At 75.5% G+C, this 18,604-nt stretch carries 17 protein-coding genes and 1 pseudogene; 12 read left to right on the top strand and 6 right to left on the bottom strand.

Going from position 1 to position 18,604, the window contains the following annotated elements; all coding sequences use genetic code 11:
* Window positions 1-127 precede the first annotated feature (127 nt).
* Window positions 128-1,093: a diguanylate cyclase domain-containing protein gene (locus ACI783_RS19200; protein WP_457141931.1), complete on the bottom strand. Its 966-nt coding sequence runs from the start codon at window positions 1,091-1,093 to the stop codon at window positions 128-130.
* A gap of 127 nt (window positions 1,094-1,220) precedes the next feature.
* On the opposite strand from ACI783_RS19200, the gene ACI783_RS19195 reads away from it, so the two are divergent.
* Window positions 1,221-1,568, top strand: a complete 348-nt coding sequence (locus tag ACI783_RS19195) for a hypothetical protein (protein WP_457141930.1) — start codon at window positions 1,221-1,223, stop codon at window positions 1,566-1,568.
* 14 nt (window positions 1,569-1,582) lie between these two features.
* On the opposite strand, the gene ACI783_RS19190 is transcribed toward ACI783_RS19195, so the two are convergent.
* The gene (locus tag ACI783_RS19190) at window positions 1,583-2,488 is read right to left on the bottom strand and encodes a LysR family transcriptional regulator (protein ID WP_457141929.1); all 906 of its coding nucleotides are present in this window, start codon (window positions 2,486-2,488) and stop codon (window positions 1,583-1,585) included.
* 71 nt (window positions 2,489-2,559) lie between these two features.
* Here ACI783_RS19190 and ACI783_RS19185 point away from each other — a divergent pair.
* Window positions 2,560-3,408: pseudogene (locus tag ACI783_RS19185) on the top strand (EamA family transporter); the annotation flags it as partial.
* Between the two features lie 50 nt (window positions 3,409-3,458).
* Here the strand turns inward: ACI783_RS19185 and ACI783_RS19180 are convergent.
* Window positions 3,459-3,878: a DUF350 domain-containing protein gene (locus ACI783_RS19180; RefSeq protein ID WP_457085169.1), complete on the bottom strand. Its 420-nt coding sequence runs from the start codon at window positions 3,876-3,878 to the stop codon at window positions 3,459-3,461.
* A 99-nt stretch (window positions 3,879-3,977) separates the two neighbouring features.
* On the opposite strand from ACI783_RS19180, the gene ACI783_RS19175 reads away from it, so the two are divergent.
* Both ACI783_RS19175 and ACI783_RS19170 read left to right on the top strand, forming a co-directional pair.
* On the top strand, window positions 3,978-5,090 hold the full coding sequence (locus ACI783_RS19175) for a spore photoproduct lyase family protein (RefSeq protein ID WP_457141928.1): 1,113 nt from the start codon (window positions 3,978-3,980) through the stop codon (window positions 5,088-5,090).
* Window positions 5,090-6,115, top strand: coding sequence for an MsnO8 family LLM class oxidoreductase (locus tag ACI783_RS19170; protein WP_457141927.1), 1,026 nt, complete (start codon window positions 5,090-5,092; stop codon window positions 6,113-6,115). Before ACI783_RS19175 ends, ACI783_RS19170 begins: the two co-directional genes overlap by 1 nt.
* Here ACI783_RS19170 and ACI783_RS19165 read toward each other — a convergent pair.
* Window positions 6,067-7,032 carry an App1 family protein gene (locus ACI783_RS19165; RefSeq protein ID WP_457141926.1) on the bottom strand — a complete coding sequence of 322 codons (966 nt, stop codon included), beginning with the start codon at window positions 7,030-7,032 and terminating at the stop codon, window positions 6,067-6,069. The two genes, ACI783_RS19170 and ACI783_RS19165, sit on opposite strands and share 49 nt — an antisense overlap.
* A gap of 115 nt (window positions 7,033-7,147) precedes the next feature.
* On the opposite strand from ACI783_RS19165, the gene ACI783_RS19160 reads away from it, so the two are divergent.
* From ACI783_RS19160 to ACI783_RS19150, 3 genes are all read left to right on the top strand, one after another.
* Window positions 7,148-8,062, top strand: a complete 915-nt coding sequence (locus ACI783_RS19160) for an ABC transporter ATP-binding protein (RefSeq protein ID WP_457141925.1) — start codon at window positions 7,148-7,150, stop codon at window positions 8,060-8,062.
* Complete coding sequence (locus tag ACI783_RS19155) at window positions 8,059-9,108, top strand: hypothetical protein (RefSeq protein ID WP_457141924.1); 1,050 nt, start codon at window positions 8,059-8,061, stop codon at window positions 9,106-9,108. The genes ACI783_RS19160 and ACI783_RS19155 overlap by 4 nt, the downstream gene beginning before the upstream one ends.
* A gap of 107 nt (window positions 9,109-9,215) precedes the next feature.
* Window positions 9,216-10,820, top strand: coding sequence for a DUF2252 domain-containing protein (locus ACI783_RS19150; protein WP_457141923.1), 1,605 nt, complete (start codon window positions 9,216-9,218; stop codon window positions 10,818-10,820).
* A gap of 39 nt (window positions 10,821-10,859) precedes the next feature.
* Here ACI783_RS19150 and ACI783_RS19145 read toward each other — a convergent pair whose 3' ends face one another.
* Window positions 10,860-10,994 (bottom strand): hypothetical protein, encoded by a 135-nt coding sequence (locus ACI783_RS19145; protein WP_457141922.1) that lies wholly within the window; start codon window positions 10,992-10,994, stop codon window positions 10,860-10,862.
* Between the two features lie 90 nt (window positions 10,995-11,084).
* On the opposite strand from ACI783_RS19145, the gene ACI783_RS19140 reads away from it, so the two are divergent.
* The 3 genes from ACI783_RS19140 to ACI783_RS19130 all read left to right on the top strand — a co-directional run bounded on the left by ACI783_RS19140 (window position 11,085) and on the right by ACI783_RS19130 (window position 15,169).
* Window positions 11,085-12,566, top strand: a complete 1,482-nt coding sequence (locus tag ACI783_RS19140) for a DUF222 domain-containing protein (protein ID WP_457141921.1) — start codon at window positions 11,085-11,087, stop codon at window positions 12,564-12,566.
* 125 nt (window positions 12,567-12,691) lie between these two features.
* Window positions 12,692-13,561 carry a polysaccharide deacetylase family protein gene (locus ACI783_RS19135; protein WP_457141920.1) on the top strand — a complete coding sequence of 290 codons (870 nt, stop codon included), beginning with the start codon at window positions 12,692-12,694 and terminating at the stop codon, window positions 13,559-13,561.
* 102 nt (window positions 13,562-13,663) lie between these two features.
* Complete coding sequence (locus tag ACI783_RS19130; RefSeq protein ID WP_457141919.1) at window positions 13,664-15,169, top strand: phytoene desaturase family protein; 1,506 nt, start codon at window positions 13,664-13,666, stop codon at window positions 15,167-15,169.
* Window positions 15,170-15,223: 54 nt separating this feature from the next.
* Here ACI783_RS19130 and ACI783_RS19125 read toward each other — a convergent pair whose 3' ends face one another.
* Complete coding sequence (locus ACI783_RS19125) at window positions 15,224-15,658, bottom strand: hypothetical protein (protein ID WP_457141918.1); 435 nt, start codon at window positions 15,656-15,658, stop codon at window positions 15,224-15,226.
* Window positions 15,659-15,725: 67 nt separating this feature from the next.
* Here ACI783_RS19125 and ACI783_RS19120 point away from each other — a divergent pair, with 67 nt between their 5' ends.
* The gene (locus ACI783_RS19120) at window positions 15,726-17,879 is read left to right on the top strand and encodes a beta-glucosidase (protein WP_457141917.1); all 2,154 of its coding nucleotides are present in this window, start codon (window positions 15,726-15,728) and stop codon (window positions 17,877-17,879) included.
* Complete coding sequence (locus tag ACI783_RS19115) at window positions 17,872-18,474, top strand: TetR/AcrR family transcriptional regulator (RefSeq protein WP_457141916.1); 603 nt, start codon at window positions 17,872-17,874, stop codon at window positions 18,472-18,474. Before ACI783_RS19120 ends, ACI783_RS19115 begins: the two co-directional genes overlap by 8 nt.
* Window positions 18,475-18,604: the final 130 nt, after the last annotated feature.

Genomic DNA, 18,604 nt, shown 5'->3' with positions numbered 1-18,604 from the left:
CCCCCCCCCCCCCCCCCCCCCCCCCCCCCCCCCCCCCCCCCCCCCCCCCCCCCCCCCCCCCCCCCCCCCCCCACCGCCCCCCCCCCCCCCCCCCCCCACGATCAGGCCTCCTGAGCCGCGGGGCGGTTCAGCGGTCGAGCTCGCTGCGACCCCGGCCGGCCTCCTTGGCCCGGTAGAGGGCGGCGTCGGCCCGGCGCATCACGTGCGACGCCTGCTCCCCGGCCCGGTGCTCGGCGACGCCGACCGACAGCGGGACGCGGGTGCTCGCCGCCCGGAGCCGCTCCACGAACCGCAACGCCGCCGGGCCGGGGCAGGCGGGCAGCAGCAGGGCGAACTCGTCGCCGCCGTGCCGGGCCAGCACGGCGCCCCGCGGCAGCAGCGGCAGCCAGCTGTCGGCCACCGTGCACAGCAGCTCGTCGCCGGCGGCGTGGCCCTGCTCGTCGTTGACGGTCTTGAAGTCGTCGAGGTCGGCCAGCGCCACGGAGAACTCCTCCCCCGACCGGACGGCGACCCGCAGCGCCTCGTCCAGGGCGTCGTCGAACCCACGGCGGTTGGCCAGCCCGGTGAGCGCGTCGACGCTGGCCCACGAGGCCTGCCGCACCAGCACGGCCACCACCAGGGCGATGGTCGCCGTGACCAGGGCGACCGCGACCACCGACCCCGGCGGCAGCCCGCGGCTGGAGAGGACGACGGCGCAGGCGGTCATCGCGAGGAGCAGGTAGGCCAGCGCCACCAACGGGGCGAACAGGAAGAAGGCGGCGACCGCGACGAAGGAGTAGATCCCGGCCAGCGCCATCGCGGCGTTGGTGTCCGGCGCCACGGCGACCACGGCGGTGATCAGCGCGGTGCCCACCAGGACGGCGACGGGGAGCGCGGGGCGCGGCAGCGACCGGCCCCACCGGATCAGCGCCACACCGGCGAGCACCGCCCCCGGCCCGATCGCGGTCATCACCGGGGACGCCGACCGGTCCGCACCTCCGGGCAGCACGACCACCGCCAGCACGACCAGGCCACCGAGCGCGTAGAGCAGCCCGATGACGGGGCCGGCCAGCCGGGCGGTCGCCACCTCCGGCGCACCCCGCCTCCACCTCATGCAGCCTCTTCGGTCGGGGGACGGGGACACTCGGAGCATCCCCCGGCACCGGACCACCCACACAGGCGACCCGCCCGGACGGGTGAGGACGCCCCACCCGGAGGCGCCGGCTGGCAGCATGCCGCCCGTGCCACAGACCCCGACCAGGTTCCTGGCGTCCCCGCTCGTCCACCGCGGGGTGCCGCTGCTGCTGGCCGTGGGCTGCGGCGCCGCGGCGGTCACCTCGGCGGTGGCCGGGAACGTGGGGTGGGCGGTGGTCTTCGCCCTGCTCGCCGCGTACTGGCTGTGGTGGTTCCGCCGCAGCTCCACCACCCCCCGCCCGGTGCCCGGTCACGTCGACGAGGCGTGGGCGCGCCGGGTGATCGCCGAGGCGGGGTCACCCGAGGGCGTGGCCGCCGTCGTGGCGCTGCGCCGGGCCGAGCCGGCGCTGTCCCTGGTCGACGCCAAACAGCTGGCCGACCGGGTCGCCCGCTGACCGACCCGGCCGGTTCACCCGGCGCCGCGGTCGATCTCCGTGGCGACGGCGCGCAGCACCTCGAGCACCCGGGCCACCACCCGCCGCTCGGCCCGGTCGGGACGGAGCAGCGCCTCGACCCGCCGTCCGGCCGGCACACCGGTCAGCGGGAGCAGCCGCAGGCCCGGCACCGGTGAGGTGGTGTGCCGGGGCAGCAGCGAGATGCCGTGCCCGGCGGCCACCATCGCCGAGGCCACCGCGAAGTCGTTGATCCGGTGCGCGATGTGCGGCGCGGCCCCCGACCCGGCGGCCACCGCCGCCATCACCGGCGCCACCGGGAAGCCCTCGCGCACGGTGATCCACGCCTCGCCCGCCAGCTCCTCCGGGGCGACGGCGGACCGGTCGGCCAGCCGGTGGTCGGCGCCGACCGCGACGTCCAGCGGCTCACGGAACAGCGGCACGACCCGCACCCCGCTGGCCCAGTCGGCGGCGCCGTCGGGCCGGTGCGCGACCACCACGTCGAAGCGGTCCGCGAGGTCGGGGAAGTCGGCGAGCGCCACGTCCTCGTCGGCGCACTCCAGGGTGATCCCGTCGAGCGCGGCCACCGCGCCCAGCAGCCGCGGGAAGAGGAGCTGGGCGCCGCTCTGGAACGCCGAGACCCGCACCGTCCCGACCGGCCGCTCGGCGAACGCCTGGCAGGCCGCGCGGGCCCGCTCGACCGCCTCGGCGACGTCGACCGCGGCGTCGGCCAGCGCCGCTCCGGCCGGGGTGAGCCGCAGCCCGCGGCCCACCCGCTCGGTGAGCGGCACGCCCAGCTCCACGGTGAGCGCGGCCAGCTGCTGGGACACCGCCGACGGCGTCAGGTGCAGCACCGCGGCGGCCGCGGTGACCCCACCGCGGCTGCGGACGGCGCGCAGCGTCTCGAGCGACCGCAGGTCCATGCAGCAATGCTGAACGAACCGTCAAGGACCATTCACTGGAGCTGGACGCCGTTGAGCGGCACGCTGGACCCGTGCCCCTCCGCGACCGCCTGCTGGCCTGCCTCGTCGCCGTGCTGTGGGGCGTGAACTTCAGCGCCATCCACCTGTCGCTGGAGCAGTTCCCGCCCTTCGCCCTGGTCGCCCTGCGGTTCGCGCTGCTCGCCGTCCCGACGTTGCTCTTCGTGCCGCGGCCCGACGTCCCGCTGCGCTGGCTGATCGGCTACGGCACCGGCTTCGGCGTCCTGCAGTTCCTCTTCCTGTACCTGGCGATGGACACCGGGATGCCCACCGGCCTGGCCTCGCTGGTGCTGCAGTCCTCGGCCCCGTTCACCGTGCTGCTGGCCGGCGTGCTGCTGCGCGAGCGGCTCACCGCCCGCCAGCTCACCGGTGTCGGCATCGCCGTGGCCGGCCTCGGTGGGATCGCCCTCCACCGGGCCGAGATGGGCGGGGCCGCGCTGGCACTGCCGGTCGTGCTGACCCTGTGCGGCGGGCTGGGCTGGGCGCTGGGCAACCTGTGCACCCGGCAGGCCCGGGCGTCCGAGCCGCTGAAGCTGACCCTCTGGATGAGCGTGGTGCCCCCACTGCCGATGCTGGCGGTCTCGCTCGTGGCCGAGGGACCGGCGGCGATCACCCGGTCGTTCACCACGCTGGGCAGCACCCAGGGGCTGCTCGCCCTGGCCGGGCTGCTCTACACCGTCGTGGTGGCCACGCTGCTCGGCTCCGGGATCTGGACGGCGCTGATGGCCCGGCACCCCTCGAGCACGGTCGCGCCGTTCTCGATGCTGGTGCCGGTGGTCGGCATCGGCGTCTCCTGGTCGGCGCTGGGCGACGCCACCTCAGCCGTGGAGCTCGGCTGCGGCGCCGTCGTGGTCGCCGGGGTGCTGCTGGCGACGACGACCGGCCGCCGGCCGGCGCAGGGCCGGATCGACGCTCAGGGCCAGATCGACGCGACGATGATCGCCGAGACCGCGAGGGTGGAGCCGGCGGAGACCAGGCTGGCGGGGTGGAAGTCGACCCCGGTGAGGTGGTGGCCCAGCCGGCCGGGCGTGACCACGTCCAGCAGCAGGAAGGCCAGCACCTGCAGCAGCACGCCGAGCAGGCCGAACACCACGGTGTAGGCCAGCGCCCGGCCGAACCCGCTGGTGGCGTTGGTCCAGATCGTGGTGAACGCGATCGCCCCCTGCCCGAGGAAGCCGGCCGCCAGGGCGATCCCGGCGTTGACCGAGCGCTCCTCGTAGATGTGCTTGGCCAGCCGGCCGGGGGTCAGCAGGTCGAGGGCGAGCGCGCCGACGAACAGCAGCGCGATGCCGACGGCGGTGTAGGCGACGGCGTAACCGATGCTGGCCAGCACAGGTGACCTCCAGGTCTGGGGGCAGGGCGGGGAGGAGCCTAGGGGGTCCGCCACACCCGGCCCCGGAATGGCGCCCCCGGCCACCGTGCTGCACCTGGCGTGACCGACGCGCTGACGCTGTTCGACGACGTGGTCCCGGCGGAGATCCCCGTGGAGAACCGGCTGCTGCAGGTGCGCACCGTCTACGCCGAGCCCGCGGCCGCCGCCTCCCCCCGCGGCCGCCAGGTGCTCGCCCGGTTCCCCGGCGCCGAGGTCGTCGAGGTGGCCTCGCACTGGCAGCTGCCGGAGCTGCACGGCAACGCCGGCAACGTGGAGCGCTGGGTGCGGGTCAAGTCCGAGACCCTGGTGCTGGGGGTGAAGAAGACGCTGACCACCCGCCCGAACGGGCGCTCGGCGGACTTCATCGCGCCCTCGACCGCGAACGGCTGCGCGATGGCCTGCGCCTACTGCTACGTGCCCCGCCGCAAAGGCTACGCCAACCCCATCACCGTGTTCACCAACATCGACCAGATCACCGCGGCGGTGCGCCGGCACGTCGTGCGGCAGGGGACGAAGACCGAGCCGAACCAGTGCGACCGGGACAGCTGGGTCTACGACATCGGCGAGAACGGCGACTGCTCGGTCGACGCGGTGGTCAGCGACAACGTCGCCGACCTGGTCGCCACCTTCCGCGAGCTGCCGACGGCGAAGGCGTCCTTCGCCACCAAGTACGTCAACCGCGACCTGCTGAACCTGGACCCGGCCGGCCGCACCCGCATCCGCTTCTCGGTGATGCCCGATGCCGACGCGAAGCTGCTGGACGTGCGCACCAGCCGGGTCGCCGAACGGATCGCCGCCGTCGACGACTTCGTCGCCGCCGGCTACGAGGTGCACCTCAACCTCTCCCCCGTCGTGCTGCGCGAGGGCTGGGTGGCCGACTGGACGGCGCTGCTGCAGCAGCTGGACGACGAGCTCTCGCCCGCCGCGAAGGCCCAGGCCGCCGCCGAGGTGATCATGCTGACCCACAACGAGGGCCTGCACGAGGTCAACCTCGGCTGGCACCCGCGCGCCGAGGAGCTCCTCTGGCGCCCGGAGCTGCAGGAGCCCAAGGTCAGCCAGAACGGCCAGCGCAACGTCCGCTACCGCGCCGACGTGAAGCGGGCCGGCGTCACCCGGCTCCAGCAGCTGATCGGCGAGCACGCGCCCTGGCTGCGCGTCCGGTACGCGTTCTGATGCGGCTGTCGCTGCTGGACCGCTCGCGCACCCGCGCCGGCGAGCCGGACGCCGCCGGGGTGACCCGCACCGTCGATCGGGCGGTCACCGCCGAGCGGCTGGGCTACGACCGGTTTTTCGTCGCCGAGCACCACGGCGTGCCCGGGGTGGCCAGTGCCGCACCCGCCGTGCTGCTCGCCGCCATCGCGGGCCGGACGACGACGCTGCGGATCGGCTCGGCCGGCGTCATGCTGCCCCACCACCAGCCGCTGGTCGTGGCCGAGCAGTTCGCGATGCTGTCGGCGCTGGCACCGGGCCGGGTCGACCTCGGGCTCGGCCGCTCCCCCGGCTTCACCCCACCGGTGCGCCGGGCGCTGCGGTCGGCGGGCGAGCGCGACTTCGCCGCCGACCTGGCCGAGCTGCGCGCCTTCCTCACCGGGACGGCGGAGGTGACCGTGCACCCGCGCCCGGCGGCCGAGGTGCCGATGACCGTGCTGGCCACCGGCCGCGGCCTGCAGGTGGCCGCCGAGCTCGGCCTGCCGGTGATCGTCGGCGGGCCGCTGCTGGGCGTGGCCGGCGACCCGGCGCCCGGGCTCGCCGCGCTCGCCGCCTACCGGCGCAGCTACCGGCCGAGCGAGCAGGCGCCGGAGCCGCGGGTGGCGATCAGCCTCGACGTCGTCGTCGCCGACACGGCGACGGAGGCGCGGGACCTGCTGCTGCCCGAGGCCTGGGCCATGGCGCAGGCCCGCACGACCGGCGCCTTCCCACCGCTGGAGCCGGTGGCCGCGATCCGGGCGCACGACTGGACCGCGCGCCAGCGGCAGTACGTCGAGCAGACGGCCGCCGGGGCTATCGCCGGCACCGCCGAGCAGGTCGCGGAGCGGCTGGTCGCACTGGTCGAACGCACCGACGCGGCGGAGGTGGTCGCCTCCAGCAGCACCTTCGACCGCGATGCGCTGGCCGCCTCCGACGCCGCGCTGGCCGGGCTGTTCGGCCGTCAGACCGCCGGCAGGGCCGCGGCGAGCGCATCGCCGTCCGGGGCGTAGACCACCGGCACCTGCCCGACCCGCTCGACCCTGGTCTCCTCCTGCTCGACGTCGCGCAGCAGGATCCGCCGCACCCGCTCGGGCTGCTCGGTCGCGAGCTCGGTGTACAACGCCGGGTCGTGCTCCCCGGTGTCCCCGACGAGCGACCAGGCCACACCGGGGATGTCGTCGGCCAGCCGGCGCAACTGGCCCCGCTTGTGCGCCTGACCGTCGCGGAACCAGCGGTCCGGCCGCGGCCCCCAGTCGGTGAGCAGCAGGGCGCCGGGCGGCAGGCCGGCGCGCTCGATGAACCGGGTGAGCGGGCCGGCCAGGTTCCACGGCCCGTTGCTCAGGTAGACGACCGGGACGTGCGGGTCGCCCGCGGTCAGCTCCCGCAGCAGCCGCGCCATCCCCGGCACCGCCCGGCGCCCGCTCATCGGCTTGACGAACGTGCGCCACGCAGCCCGCAACGGCGTCGAGATGCCGGTGACGAGAACCGTGTCGTCGATGTCGCAGACCACGCCCCGGGCGGCGTCCGCCGAGGCCAGGTGCACCACCGAACGCGACTCCCGCTCACCGGCGCGCAGCAGCACGGGGACCGAGCCCGTGTCGGGCAGCGGCACATCGAGGGTGACGTCGAGCAGCCCGTCGTCGTCGCTGCGGACCACGTGCCACTGCCCGGCCAGCTCCACGGTGACCTCGGTGCGCGGGCTCTCCAGGGTGAGGAAGCGCTGCCAGCCGGGCACCGCGCGGCGGTCCTCCGGATGGGCGCCGCCCGGGGCGAGCAGCACCCGGCCGAGCACCCGCGCCCGCCCGTCGCTGCCGTAGCCGGGGTGGGCGAGCACGGCGGGGGTCCAGCCCGCCCGGCGAGCCCACCGGGAGAGCAGGGCGCGCAGGGCGGCGTCGGCACGGCGGGCGAGCGCAGGCAGGGAGACCACCCGGGCAGCCTGCCAGCTGCGGTCACGATGCGGACCGGTGCGGCGCGGAATCCCCCACCCGGCCGTCGGCTGTGCCACGGTGCTCCCGCCCGTCCCCCCAGCTCAGGAGCCGCCCGTGCCCGCCCTCGAGATGCACGCGGTCGCCAAGACCTACGCCCGGCGCGGGCGACCCCCGCAGCGTGCGCTGGACGGCCTGGACCTGGTCGTCGGCGACGGCGGCGTGCACGGGCTGCTGGGGCCCAACGGCTCCGGCAAGACGACGATGATCCGGGTCGCGCTCGGCCTGGTCCGGCCCGACAGCGGCGAGGTGCGGCTGCTCGGCCGGCCGGTGCCCGGCGGGCTGCCCGAGGTGATCGGCAGCGTGGGCGCGCTCGTCGAGACACCGCTGTTCTTCCCCGGGTTCACCGGCCGGCGGAACCTCCGGCTGCTGGCCGAGACCGCCGGGCTGCCCCGCACCCGGGTCGAGGAGGTGCTCGAGGTCGTCGAGCTGCGCGAGCGCGCCGACGACCGGTTCGCCGGCTACTCCCTCGGCATGAAGCAGCGCCTGGCCATCGCCGCCGCGCTGCTCAAGGCGCCGCAGCTGCTGGTGCTCGACGAGCCGGGCAACGGGCTGGACCCCAGCGGCATGCGTGACGTCCGGGAGCTCGTCCGGCGGCTCGGCCGGGAGGGGACGACGGTGCTGATCAGCTCGCACCTGCTGTCGGAGATCCAGCAGGTCGCCGACTCGGTGTCGATCATGGCCCGGGGCCGGTGCATCGCTTCCGGCCCGGTGCACGAGGTGCTGGCCGGCGCCGGGGCCCCCGACGTCCGGGTGCGCGTGCCCGACCCCGCGGCCGCCGCCGCGGTGCTCACCGCCGCCGGCTACCGGGTGGCGCCGGCGCCGGAGGGCGGCCTGCTGGTGCACGCGGTCGCCGCACCGGCGCAGGTGACCCGGCTGCTGGCCGAGTCCGGACACTGGCTGGAGGAGCTGACCCCGATGACCGCAGACCTGGAGAGCGCGTTCCTCGCGCTGACGGCGGAGCGGGCATGAGCGCCGTCCAGACCCCGCCACAGGCCGGCCGGCCGGCCGTCCCCGCGGGCCGGTTCGGCGGGCTGCTGCGTGCGGAGTTCCACCGGTTCACCGCCCGCCGGTTCATCCGGCTCCTGCTGCTCACGGCCGCGCTGGTCTGGGTCGGCGCGCTGGTGGTCGGGCTGCTCAACTGGTCCTCGCCCACGCCGGAGCGGCTCGCCGCGGCGGAGCAGCAGCGGCAGGAGCAGGTCGAGCTCGCGATCGAGGGGCGCGCCGAGTGCCTGGCACAGCAGCCGGCCGACACCGGGGTGACGCCCGAGGAGTGGTGCGGCCCGCCCGTCCAGGAGTCCGACTTCTCGATCGAGTGGTTCATCCAACCGCCCCCGTTCTCCCTCGCGGAGCAGGGCCCGACCGGTGCGGCCGTCCTCGGCCTGCTCGCGGCGGCGCTGGCCTTCCTCGTCGGCGCCACGTTCGTCGGTGCGGAGTGGTCGAGCCGGTCGATGACCAACCTGCTGTTCTGGGAGCCGCGGCGGTCCCGGGTGCTGGGTGCCAAGGCAGCGGTCGTCGCCGCCGCCTCGGTGGTGCTCGGCGTGGTCGCGCAGGTCGCCTGGCTGGCGATGGCCGGCATCTGGCAGGCCCTCGTCGGCGACGGCCGGGACCTGCCCGACGGCTTCTGGTCCGACGTGGTCGGCGCCCAGGGCCGCGCGGTGCTGCTGACCCTGTTCGCCGGGCTGCTCGGCTTCGGGCTGACCAACCTGGTGCGCAACACCGGCGCCGCGCTGGGCACCGCGTTCATCTACGTGCTGGTGGTGGAGACCGCCGTCCGCGCGCTGCGGCCGGAATGGCAGCCGTGGCTGATCACCAACAACGTGACGGCGCTGGCCCTCCCCGACGGGCTCTCCCTGATCGTCGACCAGGGTGAGACGGTCGACGCGCAGGGCAACATCGTCTGGCAGATGACCGAGTACCTGCTCACCCACCTGCAGAGCGGCATCTTCCTGACCGTCGTCACCGCGCTCGTGGTGAGCGCAGGCGTCGTCCTGTTCAGCCGGCGGGACGTGCCCTGAGCCACCTGCCCCTGCGGCGGCTGAGCACGGACCGGGCGGCTCCGGCCATCTGACGGTCTGATGACAGGCGTTTGGCCCCTGGGGAGGCCGCGGGTAGGCGACGGGGCATGGACACCGACCTCGCCGATGCCCCCCGGTCCGAGCTCATCCGCCGGGCCCGTGAGCAGGACATCCCCGGCCGCTCGTCGATGAGCAAGCAGCAACTGCTCACCGAGCTCCGGCAGCGGCGAGCGGCGCCGTCGTCCGCATCGGCGGCGGACGGGCCGGCCGACGGCGCCGTCCGGGGCGACGGCACCGTCCGGGGCGACGGGGCCGTCCGGGGCGACGGCACCGTCCGGGGCGACGGCGCCCAGGCGGTGGCCTCCCGGGTCGACGCCTTCCGGGCGCTCGCCGAGGCGCGGGCGCGCGGTGAGATGGTGCTGATCCCCCGGATGCTCACCGGCGACGACCGCCGGGTGCACGTCCGCGAGACGGTGCGCGAGGACCACGAGCAGCGGATCGCCACCGGCGACCTGGAGGCCCGGGAGAAGTTCGACAAGCTCGCCGGCTCGGCCTTCCAGTTCTTCCGCGGCACCAACTTGCTCTTCTACCGGGACCTGGCCGGCGAGGACGCGCGGCTGCCCACGGTGCTGTGCCTGGGCGACGTGCACCCGGGCAACTTCGGCGTGATGCCCAGCTCGGACAACGTGCCGATCTTCGGGGTCAACGACTTCGACGACGCCTACTACGCCCCGTTCACCTGGGACCTCAAGCGCGGCGCGGTCGGCTTCCAGCTCGCCGCCGAGGAGAAGGGCGGCAAGGGGCGCAAGAAGCAGCGGGCGATCGCCGAGCGCTTCGTCCGCGGGTACGTCGCCGGCATCGCCTCCTACGCCCACGACGGGCAGGAGGAGACCGAGCAGGTGCGGCTGGACAACGCCCCACCGTTGATCGCCGACCTGATCCGCAGCACGCTGGAGCGCGGCCGGGCCGACTGGCTGGCCGAGGACCTGCTCGACGAGACGCTCAGCGGGTTCCGCACCGACGAGGAGATCGTGCCGATCCGCAGCCGGCGGGCCGAGTTCCAGGGGATCGTCGACCGCTTCGTCGCCGAGAACGAGATCCCGGTGCCCGAGCGTGCGGGGCAGATGCGGGTGAAGGACGTCGCGGAGCGGCGGAACGCGGGGACGGCGTCCCTGGGCCTGACCCGCTACTACGTGCTGATCGCCGGCGTGCGCGACGACGGCACCGACGACCTGCTGCTCGAGTTCAAGCGGGCCCGGCGGTCCGCGCTGGCCGGGCTGGCGCCGCCCTCGGGGTACGAGGTCGACAAGCAGGGCGACCGGATCCGGCACGCCCAGCGGGTGCACCTGGTCAACGGCGACGTCTTCTACGGCAGCGTCGACATCGACGGGGAGAGCTTCATGTCCCGGGAGCGGGCGCCGTTCCGGGACGACCTCAGCCTCTCGTCGCTGTCGACGGACGAGTGGAAGGACTACGCGGAGATCTGCGGCAAGGTGCTGGCGCACACCCACGCGATGTCCGACGAGACCGGCAACGTCGACTACGACGTGGAGCCGGCCATCCTGACCGCCATCGGTGGGCACGACCTCTTCGTCGACGACGTGCTGCGGTTCGCCGAGGAGGCGGCCGACCGGGTCCGCCGCGACCACGAGTTCTTCGTCGCCGACCACGCCCTGGGCGCGTTCAGCAGCGTGGACGTCGTCTACCGCTGACCCGCGACGACCCGGGCTCAGCGCTTCGGGTACCGCACGTCAGGCGTCGGCGTCGGCGTCGGCGTCGGCGTCGGCGTCGGCGTCGGCATCGGCATCGGCGTCGGCGTCGGCGTCGGCGTCGGCGTCGGCGTCGGCGTCGGCGTCGGCGACCTGGCCTCCCAGGTGATCGAGCATGCCGGGCCTCCTGCTTCGCGGGCCGAACGTCGCACGCCGGGGGTGCGCCGCCGCTCCGGAACTGTCGTACCTCGAACGTATGTTCGGGTCGTGTCGCGGAGGCGTGGGTCGAGCGTGGTCGAGGGGGTGTTGCTCGACTGGACGCTCGAGCACCCTGTCGAGCCCTCCCGGCTGCCGGCGGCGTGGCTGAGTGATGAGGAGCTGGCCGCGGAGTTGCAGCGGGTGCAGCAGCGCCGCGCCCGGGACGCCGCCTACGAGGCGGAGCTGATCCTGGGCCTGGCCGGTCAGCGGCCCGCCTCGACGGACCCGGCGCCGGAAGACCCCGGTGCGCGGCGGGCGGGGTGGACCGCGCAGCCGGCCGAGGGTGAGGTGAGTGAGTTCTTCACCGCCGAGCTGGCCACCGTGCTCAACGTGGGGCGGGGAACCGCGGCCATCCGGCTGACCCGGGCGTTGACCTGGGCGCGGAAGCTGCCGGCCACCTTCGCCGCGCTGCGCGCCGGTGAGCTCGACGAGCGCCGCGCCCAGCAGCTCGCCGACGCGTTGCAGCACACCAGTGCCGAGGTCGCCCGGCGGGTGGAGGACGCGCTGCTGGGTGAGGCGACCGACGTGTCGGTGACCGGGCTGGGCAAGCGCGCCACCGAGCTCATGCTGCGGTTCGATGCGGCCGCGGCCGAGGAGCGCCGGGCGGCGGCGGAGAAGAGCGCCGACGTGCGGTTGTACCCCTCGGCCGCCGACGGGCGGTCGGTGCTGGCCGCGGACCTGCCCAGCGACGAGGCCGCCGAGTGCCACGATCTGCTCGACCAGTTGGCGCGGATGCTCAAGGCCGACGGTGACCCCCGGCCGATCGGGGCGCTGCGCACCCACGTGCTGTCGGCGCTGGTCCGCCGGCCCGCCGATCACGGCCTGCCGCTGGTGGCGGCGAACCTGGCGGTCACCGCTGCGCTGGAGGCGCTGGAGGGCGGGGTGACGCCGGGTGAGGTGAAGGGGCTGCCGATCACCGCCGCCCACCTGCGCGACCTGCTGGCGCGGGTCGGCGCTCTCGGGCTCACCGCTCCTGAGGGCGGCACCCTCACGTTCGCGATCACCGGCCCCGACGGCGAACTGCTGGCCACCGTCACTCCCGCGGAGCTGGCTCGGCTGGCCAAGCGCGGCTGCCCGCAGCACCCCGACGGACCGTGCGACTGCCCGGTGCTGGGCCCGCCACCACCCACCGAGCGCTACGAGCCCACCGCGCGGCAACGGGCCTTCGTCACGACCCGCGACCGGCGCTGCCGCTTCCCCAACTGCGGGCAGCGCGTGGGGTGGGCCGACCTCGACCACGTCGTCCCACACGCCTGCGGCGGTGAGACCGACTGCGCCAACCTCTGCTGCCTGTGCCGCAGCCACCACCGGCTCAAGACCTTCGCCCCCGGCTGGCGGTTCGCCATGACCCCCGACGGCACGCTGCAGGTCACCACCCCGAGCGGGGTCACCCGCACCACCCGACCACCCGGCCTCCGACCACGGGAGCCCCAACCGGCAGCCGAGCCTGAACCCCCACCGAAACCGGCCGACGACCCGCCGCCCTTCTGATCGGTCGTCCGCTGACCTCACCGCCTGTCTGCACGTCGCCTTGTCGACATGCGGACAAATGGACTGGGGCCACTGCCCCACCGCGGTGCGTTGCCCTCACCGGCGTCGGGCACCAAGCTCACCGGGTGCACAGACGCCACGTCCTCGCCGCCGGTGCCGCGCTCGCCCTCGCCGGGTGCAGCTCCGGCACGACGCGACGCGCGGACGGTCCGGCGACGTCATCGGCCACCTCGACCCCGTCGTCCTCCCCCACGCCGGAGCCCACCCCGACCGAGGAGCCGCCGCCCACCCCGGGCACGGCGGAGGAGATCCTGGCCCGCTCCACCGTCCCGGTGCTCTGCTTCCACCAGCTACGCGAGCACACCGCCGAGGACGGCGCCTACGCCCGCAGCATCACCACCCCGCCGGACGCCTTCCGCGCCCAGCTGAGCGCGCTGCGGGACGGCGGGTACACCCCGGTCTCCGCCCCCGCGCTCGTCGACCACCTGCAGTTCGGCACCCCGCTCCCCGACCGCTCCGTGCTGCTCACCTTCGACGACGGCTCGGCCACCCACGCCACCGTCGGGCTCCCGGTGCTGCGCGAGTTCGGCTTCCCCGGCGCGTTCTTCCCGATGACCGTGGTCCTGGACAAGCCCAACTGGCTCAGCAGCGACCAGCTGCGCGAGCTCGGCGCCGCCGGGATGGCGATCGGCGCGCACAGCTGGGACCACCAGCGGATGGACCGCATCTCCGGTGACCAGTGGGCCGAGCAGGTGGACCAGCCCCGGCAGACCCTGGCGGAGGTCCTCGGGCACCCGGTCGACCTGCTCGCCTACCCGCACGGCACGTGGAACCAGGAGACGCTCACCCACGTGGCGGCGGCGGGCTACCGGGCGGCGTTCCAGCTGGCCGATCCGACCGACCCGGCGCAGCCGCTGCTCACCATCCGCCGGATCATGCCCCCGCCCAGCTGGGACGCCGCCACCCTGCTGGCCCACCTCGACGCCGACTTCTGACCTCCCCCTCCGGCGGTTGCGCGAAGAAGCACCTCTCGTCCGCGCCATCGGGTGCTTCATCGCGCACACGCGACCGCCGGACGCCGCGGCTACCGTGGGCGCGTGGCCCGGGTGGTGGTGATCGGCGCCGGGCTCGGCGGGCTGGCGGCCGCGGCCAGGCTCGCCGCGGCCGGCCATGCGGTCACCGTGCTGGAGCGAGCACCGGTGATCGGCGGGAAGCTCGGCTGGTTCGAACGCGACGGGCACGGCTTCGACACCGGCCCGAGCCTGGTCACCCTCCCCCAGGTCCTCCGCGACCTGTTCTCTGCCACCGGCGCCCCGCTGGACGACGTGCTGGAGCTCCAGCGGCTCGACCCGGCGGTCGCCTACCGCTTCGCCGACGGGACGGCGGTCGACGTCCCGGGCAGCCGTGAGCGCATCCCCGCCGCGCTGGACGCCGCGCTCGGCACCGGAACCGGCGCCCAGTGGGCGGCCCTGCTCGACCGGGCCGAGGCGATGTGGCGGGCCACCGAGCAACCGTTCCTGCGCTCTCCGCTGGCCGGCGCCGGCACCCTGCTCCGGCTGGCCCGGAACACCGCCGACCTGCGCACCATCGCCCCCGGCCGCACGCTGCGCGGTCTGGGCGGGCGGTACCTGTCCGACCCGCGGCTGCGGATCCTGCTGGACCGCTACGCCACCTACTCCGGCTCCGACCCGCGGCAGGCCCCCGCGGCGCTGCTCACCGTTCCGTACGCGGAGCAGGCCTTCGGCTCCTGGTACGTCCCCGGCGGCCTGCGCCGGCTGGTCGAGGCGGTGGCGCAGCGGGCCGTCGAGCGCGGCGCCACCGTGCGGACCGGCTCCCCCGTCGCCGAGGTGCTCGTCGAGGGCGGCCGGGCCGCCGGGGTGCGGCTGGCCGACGGCGAGCGGGTGCCGGCCGACGTCGTCGTCAGCAACGCCGACGCCACGGCCCTGTACCGCGAGCTGCTCCCCGCCACCGCCCCGGCCCGCCGGCCACGCGCCGCGCTGCGCCGGGTCACACCGTCGTCGTCGGGCCTGGTGCTGCTGCTCGCCCTGCGCGGGCGCACCCCCGGCCTGGCCCACCACACCGTGCTCTTCCCGGCCGACTACGACGCCGAGTTCGACGCGCTGTTCGGCAGGCGGGGCCCGAAGCGGCCGGTCGAGGACCCGACCGTCTACGTCAGCGCCCCCGACGACCCGGCCACCCGACCCGACGCCGACAGCGAGTCGTGGTTCGTGCTGGTCAACGCGCCTCGCCATGAACCGGGCCCCGAACCGGGCAGCGGCGTCGACTGGACCGCCCCCGGGCTCGCCGACGTCCAGGCCGACCGGGTGCTCGACGTGCTGGCCGCCCGCGGGCTGGACGTGCGCGAACGGGTGCGCTGGCGGGTGGTGCGCACCCCGGCCGACCTGGAACGGGAGACGGCCAGCCCAGGCGGGTCGATCTACGGGACGTCGAGCAACGGCGCCCGCGCGGCGTTCCTGCGCCCGGGCAACGCCTCCCCGCTGCCGGGGCTGTTCCTCGTCGGCGGCTCCGCGCACCCCGGCGGCGGGCTGCCGCTGGTCACGCTCTCCGCGCAGATCGTCGCCGGGCTGGTGGGCCCGGCCTGAGCGCGGGACGCACTTGGTGGGCGGCCCTGGTCCGAGACCTCGTCGGCCCCGTGTTCACCCGAGGAGCGGACGATCCGCTCTGCCAGCGCCGCCTCCAGGCTCTCGACGACCCGCCGTCAGCGTCCGGGTGCGGTGCTGGGGCATGGCCTGCCGGAAGCCGTTGGAGAGGAGGCCCTCCAGCACGGTGAAGGACGCCACGGCACCGGCCGCGAAGAGGGAGACCCGCGGCAGGTCGGGCGATCCCTGCGTCACCTGGAGGGCCCCGAACGCCGCGGTGACCGTGGCCGAGAAGCCGAAGGTGGTGCTCTCCCGGCCCACCGTGCCCCGCATCGTCCGGATCAGCGGGTTGCCCTCGTTCTCCGCGTTCTGGTCGTGCGGCCGGCGCGTCCGCGGGGTGCGGGTGGGTTGTTCGCGGATCACCGCCCTACCCGGCCCGCGCGGGAACCGCTCCTCCCGGACCGAACTGGTCTCCCGGCGGACGACCGGCACCGCGCGCTGCCCGCCCAGGGCCACTAGGGTCGGCGCTACCTACAAACCACTAGGTAAGCGAGGACCCGTGGGCACCGACGCTCAGCACACCCCCTTCGACACCGCAGTTGCCGCCGTCCGCGGCGGAGCCGACGTCCAGACCGAGGCCCAGCGGCTCTTCGCCGAGCTGACCCCGGACGAGCGGCTCGGCCTGCTCGACGGCGACTGGGAGTTCTGGGACGGCTTCCTCGCGATGCTGACCGGTGGCTACAACACCGTGCCGATCCCGCACGGTGCCGTCGCCCGCCTCGGCATCCCCGGCACCCAGTTCGTCGACGGGCCGCGTGGCTGCGTCTCCGGCAACGGCACCGCCTTTCCCGTCTCCATGGCCCGCGGCGCCACCTGGGACCCCGAGCTCGAGGAGCGGGTCGGCCAGGTCATCGGCCGGGAGGTGCGCGCCGTCGGCGGCAACTTCTTCGGCGGCGTCTGCATCAACCTGCTGCGCCACCCCGCCTGGGGCCGGGCGCAGGAGACCTACGGCGACGACCCGTTCCACCTGGGCGAGATGGGTGCGGCGCTGGTCCGCGGCACCCAGCGGTACGTGATGGCCTGCGCCAAGCACTACGCGCTGAACTCCATGGAGAACGCCCGCTTCACCGTCGACGTCACCATCGACGAGGCGACCCTGCAGGACGTCTACCTGCCGCACTTCAAGCGCACCGTCGACGAGGGCGTGGCCGCGATCATGAGCGCCTACAACTCGGTCAACGGCGAGTGGGCCGGGCAGAACCGGCACCTGCTCACCGAGGTGCTGCGCGACCAGTGGGGCTGGGAGGGCATCACCGTCAGCGACTTCATCTGGGGCCTGCGCGACGCCGGCGCCTCGCTCAACGCCGGCCTGGACCTGGAGGAGCCCTTCCGCCAGCAGCGCGCCCAGCACCTGCCCGGCCAGCTCGAGGACGGCACCACCAGCTGGGAGCAGGTCGAGCGGTCCGGCGTCCGGATGATCGCGGCGATGCTGCGCTCCTACGCCGCCCGCGAGGACGGCGACTTCGGCCTCGGGCTGATGGCCGACGACGACGCCCGCGCGCTGGCCCGCGAGGTCGCCGCCCGCGCCATGGTGCTGCTGCGCAACGAGCCGGTCGACGGCGCACCGGTGCTGCCGCTCGAGCCGGCATCGGTCACGTCGATCGCGGTCATCGGCCGGCTGGCGACCGAGGTCAACCAGGGCGACCACGGCTCCTCCGACGTCCGCCCGCCCAGCAGCACGACCCCGCTGGAGGGCATCACCGCCGCCTTCCCCGGCGCCCGGGTCACCCTGGTCGCCGAGGACGACCCGGCGGCCGCGGCCGAGGCGGCGCGGCAGGCCGACGTGGCGATCGTCGTCGCCGGCTTCACCGCCGAGGACGAGGGCGAGTACGTCGGCTCGGACACCATGAACAACCCCGACCTGCTGGCGCTGTACCCGCCCCGCCCGGACGGCGTGCGGGCCACCGGCGACGAGGTGGTGATGACCGCCGGCGACGGCTTCGGCGGCGACCGCGACTCGCTGCGGCTGCGCCCGGAGCACGAGGAGGTCATCCGGGCGACGGCGGCGGCCAACCCGCGCACCGTCGTCTCGATCGTCGCTGCCGGCCCGGTGCTCACCGAGGCGTGGCGGCACGAGGTGCCGGCGGTCCTGCTGCAGTGGTACGCCGGCATGGAGGGCGGCCCGGCGCTCGGCGACGTGCTGACCGGCGCCGCCGAGCCGGCCGGCCGGCTGCCGTTCAGCGTGCCGACCAGCGAGGAGCACCTGCCCTTCTTCGACCGGGACGCCACCGCGATCACCTACGACCGGTGGCACGGCCAGCGGCTGCTGGACCGACTCGGCGTCGAGGCCGCGTACCCGCACGGCTTCGGGCTGTCCTACACCTCGTTCACCATCGACGACGTCTCGGCCGACGGCACGGCGGTCACCGCGACGGTGACCAACACCGGCGGCCGCGACGGCCGGCACGTCGTGCAGGTCTACGGCCGTACCCGCACCGGCGGCTACGCCGGCGAGCGGATGCTGGTCGGCTTCCGCAGCGTCGCCGTCCCCGCCGGCGGATCGGTCACCGTCGAGGTGCCGGTCAGCCTGCTGGCGCTGGCCCGCTGGGACGACGACCGGCGCGAGCGGGTGCTGCCCGAGGTCGGCGACGTGGAACTGCAGGTGGGCGCGCACGCGACCGACCCGCGGGCCGTCGTCCTCCCGCTTGGCTGAGGCCCGCCCGCGCGGACCGGGCAGCCGGTGGACGCCGGAGCAGCGCCGCCGGCAGATCCTCGACGAGGCCACCCGGATCATCGGGCAGCGCGGCTTCTACGGGTTCAGCGTGCAGACGGTCGCCGACGCGTGCGGGCTGACCGTCGCCGGGCTGCTGCACCACGTCGGCTCGAAGGAGCAGCTGCTGGTGGCGCTGCTGGAGGACCGGGACCGCCGGGACGCCGCCGCCGTCGCCGGCGAGCTCGGCGCGGGGCTGGACGACCTGGACGGCTCCTCGCCGGCCGAGACGCGGGCGGTGCTGCGGGCGGTCGTCGTCCGGAACACCACCCAGCCGGAGATCGTCCGGCTGTACTCGATGCTGCGCACCGAGTCGCTGTTCGAGGGGCACCCCGCGCACGGGTACTTCCGCGACCGGGACGCCCGGGTGCTGACCACCTTCACCCGGCTGCTGACCGGGCACGTCGGGCACCCCGGGTCGACCGCCCGCCAGCTGCTCGCGGTGATGGGCGGTCTGGAGGAGCAGTGGCTGCGCACGCCGGACGAGGTCGACCTGGTGCAGGAGTGGGACCGGGCCGCCGCCCGGCTGCTGCCCTGAACGCGCCGGGGGGGGGGGGGGGGGGGGGGGGGGGGGGGGGGGGGGGGGGGGGGGGGCGGGGGGCGGGGGGGGGGGGCGGGGGGGGGGGGGGGGGGGGGGGGGGGGGGGGGGGGGGGGGGGGCGCGCCGGG

It is taken from the genome of Modestobacter sp. SYSU DS0511, assembly GCF_054050755.1.
This window is presented reverse-complemented; position numbering and strand designations above follow the sequence as displayed.